11 protein-coding genes are annotated in these 10,255 nt (G+C 62.7%); 5 read left to right on the forward strand and 6 right to left on the reverse strand.

The features are described from left to right. The first annotated feature begins 747 nt into the window (after positions 1–747). Positions 748–1,188, forward strand: coding sequence for a NusA-like transcription termination signal-binding factor (locus tag SZ63_RS03265; protein ID WP_048181145.1), 441 nt, complete (start codon positions 748–750; stop codon positions 1,186–1,188). After that, positions 1,181–1,474: a phosphoribosyl-ATP diphosphatase gene (gene hisE, locus SZ63_RS03270; protein WP_048181149.1), complete on the forward strand. Its 294-nt coding sequence runs from the start codon at positions 1,181–1,183 to the stop codon at positions 1,472–1,474. Before SZ63_RS03265 ends, hisE begins: the two co-directional genes overlap by 8 nt. Here hisE and SZ63_RS03275 read toward each other — a convergent pair whose 3' ends face one another. The 6 genes from SZ63_RS03275 to SZ63_RS03300 all read right to left on the reverse strand — a co-directional run bounded on the left by SZ63_RS03275 (position 1,475) and on the right by SZ63_RS03300 (position 7,171). Then, positions 1,475–1,921: a bifunctional nuclease family protein gene (locus tag SZ63_RS03275; RefSeq protein ID WP_048181151.1), complete on the reverse strand. Its 447-nt coding sequence runs from the start codon at positions 1,919–1,921 to the stop codon at positions 1,475–1,477. It lies immediately after the preceding gene. A gap of 46 nt (positions 1,922–1,967) precedes the next feature. Further along, on the reverse strand, positions 1,968–3,008 hold the full coding sequence (locus tag SZ63_RS03280) for a lysylphosphatidylglycerol synthase transmembrane domain-containing protein (protein WP_048181156.1): 1,041 nt from the start codon (positions 3,006–3,008) through the stop codon (positions 1,968–1,970). A 221-nt stretch (positions 3,009–3,229) separates the two neighbouring features. Further along, a complete protein-coding gene (locus SZ63_RS12350; RefSeq protein ID WP_052959051.1) occupies positions 3,230–3,799 on the reverse strand; it encodes a DUF357 domain-containing protein in 570 nt (189 codons plus the stop codon). Beyond that, positions 3,796–4,548, reverse strand: a complete 753-nt coding sequence (gene dph5 / locus SZ63_RS03290; protein ID WP_048181161.1) for a diphthine synthase — start codon at positions 4,546–4,548, stop codon at positions 3,796–3,798. The genes SZ63_RS12350 and dph5 overlap by 4 nt, the downstream gene beginning before the upstream one ends. 143 nt (positions 4,549–4,691) lie before the next feature. After that, entirely contained in the window at positions 4,692–6,542 is a 1,851-nt protein-coding gene (gene feoB, locus SZ63_RS03295) for a ferrous iron transport protein B (RefSeq protein ID WP_048181165.1), read from the reverse strand. Then, positions 6,539–7,171 carry a metal-dependent transcriptional regulator gene (locus tag SZ63_RS03300; RefSeq protein ID WP_048181168.1) on the reverse strand — a complete coding sequence of 211 codons (633 nt, stop codon included), beginning with the start codon at positions 7,169–7,171 and terminating at the stop codon, positions 6,539–6,541. The genes feoB and SZ63_RS03300 overlap by 4 nt, the downstream gene beginning before the upstream one ends. A gap of 253 nt (positions 7,172–7,424) precedes the next feature. On the opposite strand from SZ63_RS03300, the gene SZ63_RS03305 reads away from it, so the two are divergent. The 3 genes from SZ63_RS03305 (at position 7,425) to SZ63_RS03315 (ending at position 10,183) form a co-directional block, all read left to right on the forward strand. Continuing rightward, the gene (locus SZ63_RS03305; protein ID WP_048181171.1) at positions 7,425–7,880 is read left to right on the forward strand and encodes an ester cyclase; all 456 of its coding nucleotides are present in this window, start codon (positions 7,425–7,427) and stop codon (positions 7,878–7,880) included. A gap of 84 nt (positions 7,881–7,964) precedes the next feature. Continuing rightward, complete coding sequence (locus tag SZ63_RS03310) at positions 7,965–9,596, forward strand: helix-hairpin-helix domain-containing protein (RefSeq protein WP_048183495.1); 1,632 nt, start codon at positions 7,965–7,967, stop codon at positions 9,594–9,596. Then, entirely contained in the window at positions 9,593–10,183 is a 591-nt protein-coding gene (locus SZ63_RS03315; RefSeq protein ID WP_048181175.1) for an undecaprenyl diphosphate synthase family protein, read from the forward strand. Before SZ63_RS03310 ends, SZ63_RS03315 begins: the two co-directional genes overlap by 4 nt. The last annotated feature ends 72 nt before the right edge of the window (positions 10,184–10,255 follow it).

Below are 10,255 nucleotides of genomic sequence, written 5' to 3' on the forward strand. Positions count from 1 at the left end.
ATGGATCCGGCTCCCTTTCCCTGTCGGCAGGAGTCATCAGTATCTTCCTGTGGCTTCCTCCCCTGTTTCTCGGAAAAAGAACATCAGTAGCCCCCACCCCGCCCGGCCTTCGGCCTCCTCATTCGCACCTTCGCACCTGCGGTGCTCGAACTCCGTTCCTGATGGAACATCGTTCTTCGGTGCTCATGCTCCGGCCCTATGGCCCGTCGCACCCCTCCCCAAGGGGCGGGGGCAGTGCATGGCGATATGCGACGTTCTGATAGGAACGGAGCACGAGCACCGCCAGGTGCGTAGCCGGTGGGAAGCCGTGCACGGTTTTTCTCCCGGGATTCCAGCCGTCTCCAGTATCTCCCCATGCAGTGGACCGTGGGGATATCGCCACCGGGGGTGGGGCCGACGGGGAGTGCGATGGGCGGAATGCGACCGGTCGCCAGAGCGGGAGCATGAGCACCGAAGGTGCGAACGCCCGGAGCTCGACCACCGTCAGGTGGGAAGTGCGAGCGAAGCGAGCTTGAGCACCGATAGGTGCGAGGGGGCTTGCCCCCTCCCCCGTCTCTACTAACCCCAATCCAGCCGGATATCTATCTGGCCCCGGATCCTCACAGCACCACGAGAGGCACCGTCCGGGTGAGAAACCGGGCGGCACTCCTCTCCGCCGGCCTCTCCCCCCCGGTGCCCGGGGTACTCAGGTATATATCCCGCGAGCGACTATATCATACCGCATCATTCCCATTGGGGACCGCTTCAATGATACGAACCATATGCTTTAAAGAACGAAGATATATCGAAGAGTTGAGAATTCTTACCCGGGCGACCGCGCTGGACTGCATCATCGACGAGCGATTCGACCGCATAGTATACCTCATAAAAGAAGGAGACATGGGTCTCGCCATCGGTCGGAAGGGAAGCAATATCCGCAAGATGCAGAGGGTTCTCGGAAAACGCATCGAGATGGTCGAATATTCCCCGGAGATCGAGCAATTCGCGAAGAACGTCTTCAAGCCCGCCGACGTCGTCGGCGTCGCGAAAGGAGACGACGGGAAACTCACGGTATATATCAGCCCAAACGACCTCGGCATCGCCATAGGAAAAGGCGGATGCACCATCGAGAAGGCACGGCTCCTCCTCGCCCGGTACTTCGACACCGAACTCGGCGAGGTGCTCGCAGGAAGTGATACCCATGCGTGATTGGAACATCCTCGAAGAAGTCTGGCAGGTCATCCAGGATCGGGCGGAACATCCGTCTGCCGAGAGTTACGTCAGTTCCGTCCTGACTCACCGGAAAGGAATCGACAAATCCCTCGAGAAGGTCGGTGAAGAGGCGGTCGAGTTCATCCTCGCCGCCAAGAACCAGGTGCCGGAGAGGACCGTCTCCGAAGCCGCCGATCTCCTCTTCCACCTGCTGGTGGCGCTCCAGGCATCAGGCACCGATGTCGGAGACGTGCTCGACGAACTCGCGGCACGCCGGAAGTAATCAGAGATACTCTTTGAGGTCGACCATCCTCGGGAGATCGTCCTTCTTCACCGCCGCCGTCTCCACGACCGTATCCTCGATCATGATCGGCGCACGGTAGCGCAGAGCGATGGCTATCCCGTCGCTCGGCCGGCAGTCCATGATCTCCGTTCGCGACCCCTGCCGCAGAAGGAGTTTGGCGTAAAAGACTCCCTCCTCCAGGGAATCGATGTGCAGGGCATCGAGAGCGATCTCAAAGTTCCGAAACACCTCGACGATGAGATCGTGGGTGATGGGGCGGGGAAGCATCTCACTGTTGAGCGCGTTGCTGATCGAGATCGCTTCCCAGAGTCCGACGTAAATGGGTATCGTGCTGTCGCCCCCGGCATCCAGGACTACGGTCGGTGCTGCTCCCATCTCGCTCACCGACATGAACACACCCTGCACCCTGCAACTTTGCGCCGTCATGTGATCACCTGACATCAGCCTTCTGATTTTTAAACCTTGGGGTCAATCACCGCTGCTTTTTGACGCGGGCAAGAAACTCGCGCCGGACAATGACGAGACTCGAAAGGAGACCGAGGAGGATGTTCAGGTAGTAGAGGATCAGCCGCCAGAGGAGGACGAAGACGCCCACGATCGCCGACGGGACGAAGAGGCTGTAGAGCGACGTGGCGCCGATCTCCGCAATGCCCGAGCCTCCCGGGGTGAGCGGGATCATCATGATGATGGCGATGACGAGCTGGACGACGAACGACTCGATGAGATACGGAGGCTGCCCGAGGCCCACGAGGAGCAGCGATGCGATGGCGAACTCCGAAAACCAGAAGAGCATGGTGAAGAGCATCCCCCACACGAGGCCCGCCTTGCCGTGGTTCACGAACTTGACGAGCCCCCGGTTGAAGTTGTCCACCTCGCGGTCGATCGTCTCCAGCAGATTTTCGAGCCGCTTTAAGTGCCAGCGGCGGTCGATCCACCGCGAGACCCATTTGAGCGCCCGCTTGAGGTAGTCCGGATTCTTGACGGAGTAGACGAAGACCAGCACGAAGAAGGTGACGAAGATCCAGGCGACGTACATCATGACGCTCACCCCGCTGAATCCCGAGGTGAGGCTGCTCCAGTAACTGCCGAGGAAGAGCATGGCGAAGGCCCCGAGTGCCCCGAGAACGATCCCGTCGAGGATCCGCTCCATGATGACGACGGCGGTGGCGTCCCCGACCGGAACGCCCGCACGGTAAAGTTCGTGAACCCTGACCGGTTCCCCGCCCGCCTGGGACGGGGTTACCGCCGCAACGAGCATGTTCGCGAGCACCAGGTTCAGGCAGTGCCGCAGGTGTACCCGGTACCCGAGCGACGCCGACATCTTCTGGATGCGGAGCGCCCAGAACCCGAGCGAGAGAATGTGAAAGAGGACGGCAAGAACCAGGTAGAGCGGGTTTATCCGGCTGAGGTATTCGATCGTCGACTCGTCGACGGTGAAGTACAGAACGCCCGCCATGACAAGAGCGCTAAAACTGAACGAGACGAGCAGCCACTTCCACTGAGACCTCTTCATCCTCTACGCTCCCGGGCACAGGGACGGCACCCGGAAAGGCCGTCCTTCTCACCCCCTGATGTTGCAGCCGTTTGCGCTCGGCCGGGCAGCACCAGGGGGGAAACACCCGAATTTGGATTAATAAAATATCGTGCAGCTACTATTTAACGATGGTTTTATCGAAAAATCGATAGATGCGGAAATCCGGGAGATACAGGCCGAAGGATCGGGATAACCGGATCCTAGACGGTGAAGAGGCCCCGATCCCCGGTTACCCGAAACAGCCCCGCGCGGATGCCGGCATCGAGCCAGGCATAACCGTAGCTGAACCGGGCGAGGGCGGCGGCACGGTCGCCGGCATCGAGGAGGTCCGCACCTTCCGCATACCAGGCGCGTGCCGCCGAATGGAACTCCCCGGCCCCTGCGTGAAGCGGGCTCGCCTCGTCCGCCGCCGCCTCGACCGCTCCGAGGGCCGCATCGAGCATCCGCCGGTAGCGGTGCGTCTTCTCCTCGAGATGCGCATCCCGCGATTCCGGTATGCACGCGTCCATCGTCTCCGGAGGGTGGGCGCCGGAAGGCTCGAGCAGCCCGAGGCGCGAGCCGGCGTCCAGCCAGCCGAGCCCGTAGGCAAACGCGGCGAGCGCGTTCACCCGGTCGCCCGAGCGGAGAAATGCGAACCCGTCGCTGTGGTAGGCGATAGCCATCTCGAGCACCTCCCCGGCCGCCCGGTGGAGGAGGGTGCCTTCCGGGACGGCGATCCGGGCCGGGGCGAGGGCCTCTCCATAGAGAGCGCCGTAGTCGTCGAGGGTCATAGGCCAGCGAAGGTCTCCAGGTACTCGCGCTCCATCGGGTGGAGGTCCGCCGGCACGGCGAGGATATGAAGCGGGGGGCCGAAATCCGTCTCTTTGAGGGTCGCGCCGGTTCCGGCGGCAACCACCGGGCGCTCCGACCCCGCACGGGCGATCCCCACGTAAAGCGCGGGCGGTTCGATGCCGCGCTTCTGTGCCATCTCCTCGAGAACGGCGATCGCCTCCGGGACACGCATGTAGCGATCGTTCTGGATATCGAGGTAGACGAGCGTATGGAGGTTCTGCGCAAGATTCGCCGCGATCGTCTCGATAGGAGCCGTCGGGAACCAGCCCTTCGCGGGGAACGGCACCGAGCAGGACTTCCCGAACCGGTAGTTCTGCAGGCCCGAGAGGCCCGAGACCGCGCTCGATATCGACGAAGCGTGGATGATGGAGGTCTCGATCCCGGCGGCGGCCGCACGCATCCGCAGATCGGCATGCGTCGTCGAGACCATGGGGTCTCCCCCGGTCAGGAACGCCACCCGGCCGGCAGCGGCGCAATCGAGGATATCGCGGGGGTTCTGCTCGACGTCCTCCCGGCCGAGCACCCGGATCTCCTTTCCGAAGAACGCCTCCATCGCACCGACGTCCGCCCCCATCAGCCGCGAGGTATACGCCTCTAAAAAGACGGTATCGGCGTTTCTGACGTACTCGAGACCTTTGACCGATATGTCCCCGAGGTCGTAGAGCCCGAGACCCACGAACGTCAGCATGGGTTATTCACTCCGGGAACGGGGGGCACGGTGCAGCCGAGACACACCTGCAGAAGTCGCATCGTCATCTCTCATCTATCGGTGTTCAACCCTCGTAGAGGTAACGGATGGAGGGGGCGGCGCCGCTCCCTCCCGGCCGGAGCCTATCCAAGAAGATAGAAGAGAAGGCTCCCGATAAGGAGCCCGAGGGCGACCGTGTAGATCGTGATCGCGAGCGTGATACGTGACCCGACCTCGCGCAGGAGAACCGTTATCGTCGCGAGGCAGGGGACGAAGAGGACGGTCACGACCGCGAATATGTAGAGCTGGAGCGACGAGAGCACCGCCCCGAGATCGGCGGTGCCCGCGAGGATGGCGAGGGTCTCGAACGCCATCTCTTTGCGGAGGATCCCGAAGGTGAGCGCCGTCGCCGAGTAGCCGGGAAGGCCGAGGAGGGCCATGGTGTAGGGCTCCACGATCTCCTCGAAGACGGCCATGACGCCGAAAAATTCGAGCAGCCCGAGGACGACGCTTCCCGCGAGGAGGAGCGGCATCGCGATGAAGAGGAACTCCGAGAGGCGCGACCATGCCTTCTTCATCACCAGTTTCGGGTCCGGCCAGCGGAGCGGAACCATCTCCATGATCATCCCGAACCGCTCGCCGGGCGTCACGCGGGAGAGGACGAGCCCTGTTACGAGGATCAGGACAAAGACGATGGCGTATACGCTGAACGCCGCCCCGATACCGACGAAACTGGCCACGATCCCGGCGATGATGACCGTCCGGGCCGAGCAGGGGACCATCGTGACCAGGAACGAGGCGATGATCCGCTCGCGCCGGGAGCGCAGGAGCCGGATGCTCATGATGGCCGGCACGTTGCACCCGAACGCCAGGGTGAGGGGGATGACCGCCCCGCCGTGCATCCCGACCCGGTGCATCGCGTTGTCGGCGAGGAATGCCGCCCGGGTCATGTACCCGGAGTCCTCGAGGACGGAGATGATGATGTAGAAGAGGAAGACGTACGGGAACGCTATCCCGAGACCCGCCTGGAGCGCGAGCAGGATTGATACCCCCAGTTCTTCGGCGAGCGGAGGCAGCCCGAGCGCGACGAACGGCTGCATCGCGTAGACTTCGAAGAACTCCACGATCATCCCTTCGAGGAACGATCCCGCGACGAAGACGAAGAGGAGCATCCCGACGAGGATACCGATGAGGATCGGCATCCCGGGAATGAGCCGCGTCAGGATGCTGTCCGGATCGGTCTGGGGGAGTTCCGTCTCCTCTTTTATGGTGAGGTCGGCGATCTTGTGCGCGAAGTTGTGCCGGTTGGCCGCGATGATCTGGGCGACCGTCATCCGGTGCCGGGACTCGATCTCGTCGGAGATCGTCCGCGCCGCTTCGAGCTGTTCCGGGTTGTCGCCGAACCCGAGGAGCGCACGGACGCTCTCCTTCCGGTCGGCCGCGAACATCTTCCCAAGGCTCCGGACGGCCGCCTCGATGTGGTGGTCGTAGGGAATCTCGACCATCGACGGGCTCGAGGCGGCAAGGGCCGCCGGGATGATCCGGTCGATATTCTTCCCCTGCGACGCCGCCGTCAGGATCACTTCGACGCCGAGAAGGTCGTGAATCGGACCGGGATCGACCTCAAGCCCCCGCTTTGCGGCTTCGTCGGCCATATTCAGCACGACGACCATCGGGAGGCCGTACTCCGCCACCTGGAGGAGAAGGTAGAGGTTGCGCTCGAGACGGGTGACGTTCGCCACCACGATGACCGCATCGACGTCCTGCTGCTCCAGGAACCTGCGGACCAGACCTTCCTCGTCCGAGTTCCCTTCCAGCGAGTAGACCCCGGGCAGGTCCACGAGTTCGATGATCTCGCGCTGGAAACAGGTGTTGCCCCGCTGCAGCTCGACGGTGGTTCCGGGGTAGTTGCTCACCTCCACCCCGAGGCCGGTGAGCTGGTTGAAGATCAGCGATTTGCCGACGCTGGGATTGCCGATCAGCGCAAACTTCATGGACACGACTCCACGACGATTGATCGCGCGATCTCGGGGCTGATGGCGATATCGCAGCCTTTTACCCTGACGACGACGGAATCGTTCGGGAGTTTGCGCCGGATCTGCACGATCTCGCCGGGGAAGATGCCGAGGTCGAGCAGCCTCCGGTGCCGCCGGTGACCGCGCATCATCGCCACCCGGACGGTATCGCCTTCCTTGCAGTCGAGCAGCGTGCAGACATCGTGCCCCCGGCAGCGTCCCAGGCGTCCCGGCGGGGACTGGGCGCCGTCCATGTAGGAGGAGAGCCGCTCGATGGTCTCGTCGGATATCCCGTGCTCGAGGGTGCAGGCCTCCTTGCTCGCGGCATCCTCATCGACGCCGAGCATCTCCGTCAAAAAACACTGGAGAACGCGGTGTTTCCGCGCCACCTGTGATGCTACCGACGAACCCTTCCCGGTAAGCCTGACGGCGTCGCCGCCCGCCCGCTCCAGGTATCCTTCCTCGACCAGGGAGGAAACGGTCGTCCCGGCGGCCTCCTTCCCGGTATCGAGGGCTGCCGCTATCTCGTCCAGCGTCGCCGGCTGCCCGCCCTTTTCCGTGATCGTGAGGATTGCTTCGAGATAATCCTCAAACGTGGAAGGAAGCATGCTACAATTTCTTTTACTTCTACAAGTTTATGGATTTGGGTGGTGCTAACGGGATCCGGGTGCGATACGGGGAGAGACACGCCACATCGTGACAGGGGTTGGGATCTCTGCCGGCCGTAAGAACAGCTGGCTAAAAACCGTCCAATCCGGAATCCCAAGCAAACTAACAGGGATACATTGCTGGAAACAAACGGTCGCACGATGGGAACAACCGTTAAGTGCCGGGAACGGGTTCAGGGAGGGGTGATCCTCCATGTCGCTGGAAGAGAATAAAGCAATCGTTCGCAGGTTTATCGAAGCCTATAACAGCCGAAACCTGGATCTGTTCGACGATCTGGTTGCGCCGGACTACGTTGACCACACTCATCAACAACAGGGAAGAGATAGATTCAAACAACTCTTTACGCTGGCTTTCACCGGCTTTCCCGATTGGCATGAGCATATCGAGGATATCATTGCCGAAGGCGACAGGGTGTGGGTTTGTGTTACCGCTACGGGGACGCATACCGGTGAATGGAATCTTTCCGGAGTTTCATTTCCTCCTACTGGCAGGAAGGTGGCGATGACGATGATCTTCATCTGGCGCATAGCCGGCGGCAAACTTGCAGAGGGATGGGAGGTCGATGAGGAACTGGGATTCCTCAAACAACTGGGCGTCATCGAATACACAAAAAAGGGGAAGGAACTCTTTCCGGAAGATACCGGGTAAGGAATATACCGCCCGTGCGTGTTTGCCAAAGCCTGCACCCGGCGAGCATCAACGGCTATATGGTTTCGAGGACGATCGGTGATCATGGGATCCCCGGAGAGGCAGGTCACGAACAGGGATGTCGCCGAACGGCTCGCGTTCATGGCCCGCCTGCTCGGGATCGCGGGGGAGGATCGATACCGGATCGCGGCCTACGAACGGGCGGCGCGGCAGGTCGACCGTCTCTCCATCCCGGTCGCCGGACTCGACGAGGAGGAACTCACCCGTATCCCGGGGATAGGGGGCAGGATTGCCGGACAGATCCGCGAGATCACCGCCACCGGAACATTTGAGGAACTAAAAGACCTCGAGGCGACCATACCCGGATCGGTCGTCGAACTGCTCGGCGTTGCCGGGGTGGGACCGAGGACGCTCCACGTCCTCTACCAGAGGCTCGGCATCCGGACCCTGGACGACCTGGAGCGGGTGGTGAAGGGGCACCGGCTCAGGGCGCTCTCCGGGTTCGGAGCAAAGAAGGAGGAGGCGATCAGAAGGGGCATCGAGCAGTTCCGGCAGAGGTCGAACCGGGTGACCCGCCCGCAGGCGGAAGCCGTGCTCGCGGGCGTGGCGGCCGTCCTGCCGGACGGCCGGTACACGGTTGCGGGGAGTTACCGGCGGGGGTCGAGCACCGTGGGCAGGCTTGAGATCGTCGTTGCCGGGAATAGAAGCGCCGTCGCTGACCGCATACCCGTCGACGCCGGGGTGAACGTCCGGTTCGCCGGGGAAGGCCGGTACGGCACGGCGCTCCTCTGCGCCACCGGCTCGGCCGGGTTTCTGGCCGGACTCGGGCAGGTGGCGGCGGCACGCGGCTACCGGCTCACGCCCGACGGCCTCGTGGACGCTGCGAGCGGGCGGCTGCAGGAGTTCGCAAGCGAGGAGGAGATCTTTTCGTTCCTCGGGATGGAGACGGTTCCGCCGGAACTGCGCGAGGGCAGGGGCGAGATCGAACTCGCCCTCCGGCACTCCCTTCCCGATCTCGTTGATCTATCCGACGTGCGGGGCGACCTCCACGCCCACACCACATGGAGCGACGGCCGCCAGTCGCTCGAAGACGTGGCGGAGGCGGGGGACAGAAGGGGCTACGAGTACATCGTGATCACCGACCACTCCTCGAAGGTGAGGGGCGAGGCCCTTGCAAAGCAGCAGGCCGAGATCGAGCGTGTCAACCGGCGGCACGACTGCCGGCTCCTTGCCGGGAGCGAGGTGGATATCAGAAGCGACGGCACACTCGGTTACGAGAACAGGATCCTCGCCGATCTCGACCTGGTCATCGCCTCGGTCCACTCGGGGTTCTCGCAGGACCGGGACGTCCTGACCCGGCGCATCCTCACCGCGATAGAGAACGAGCACGTCGATATCATCGGCCACCCCACCGGCCGCCTGCTCGGCCGGCGCCCGCCGTATGCCGTCGATCTCGAGCGCGTCGTGAAGCACGCGGCGGCGACGGGGACGGCCCTCGAGATCAACGCATCGCCCCACAGGCTCGACCTTGAGGATATTTATATCTGGCATGCCAAGAAGGAAGGAGTGAAACTGGCTGCAGGAACGGATGCCCATCGAGTCGGCGAATTTTCAAACATGCGCAACGGAATTCAACTGGCGCGCCGGGGCTGGTGCACACCGGACGACATCTTGAACACCCTTTCCCTATCCGCGCTGCTGGAGTGGACGCCATGATCTACCGGCTCTACGAGAAGATCCTCCTCCGCGATCTGCGGACGCTGCCGGAGCACATCTGCTTCATGATCACAGAGCAGGATATGCTCGACGCCCCGGGCAACCTCTACCGTGCCGCCCAGTGGTGCCGCGACCTCGGGATCGAAAGCGCCATGTTCCACATCAGCACCCCCGACCCCGCCCGGCTGGAACGCTGCCTCCCGCGGATTCGCGAAGTCTCCTCGATCGCGCGCCTGACCCTGCACTACCGGGACGAAAAGGAGGTCTGCGGCGAAGGCATGGACGTGACGGTGGCGATCGGCAAGAGCGGCAGGGAGGAGATCGCCGGCTGCGTGAGAAGGATGGCCGAGGACGGGGTGGACCCGGAATCGGTCGACGAAGACCTGCTGGAATCGTATCTCACCTTCAACTACGAGCCCGATCTCGTCATCAAGACCGGCGGCGATCACCTGACCGACTTCCTCATCTGGCAGTCGGTCTACTCCGAGCTCTTCTTCCTCGACGTCAACTGGGCGCTGCTCAGAAAAGTGGATTTCCTCCGGGCGCTCCGGGACTTCCAGTCGAGAGCGCGGCGATTCGGGAAGTAAACGACGTTCCCGCAGGGAAAGGAGTTCGAGCACCGTCAGGTGCGAGTAGCGACGTTCCCGCAGGGAAAGGAG

This window comes from Methanoculleus sediminis, assembly GCF_001017125.1.
In the GTDB taxonomy this organism is placed as follows: Archaea; Halobacteriota; Methanomicrobia; order Methanomicrobiales; family Methanoculleaceae; genus Methanoculleus; species Methanoculleus sediminis.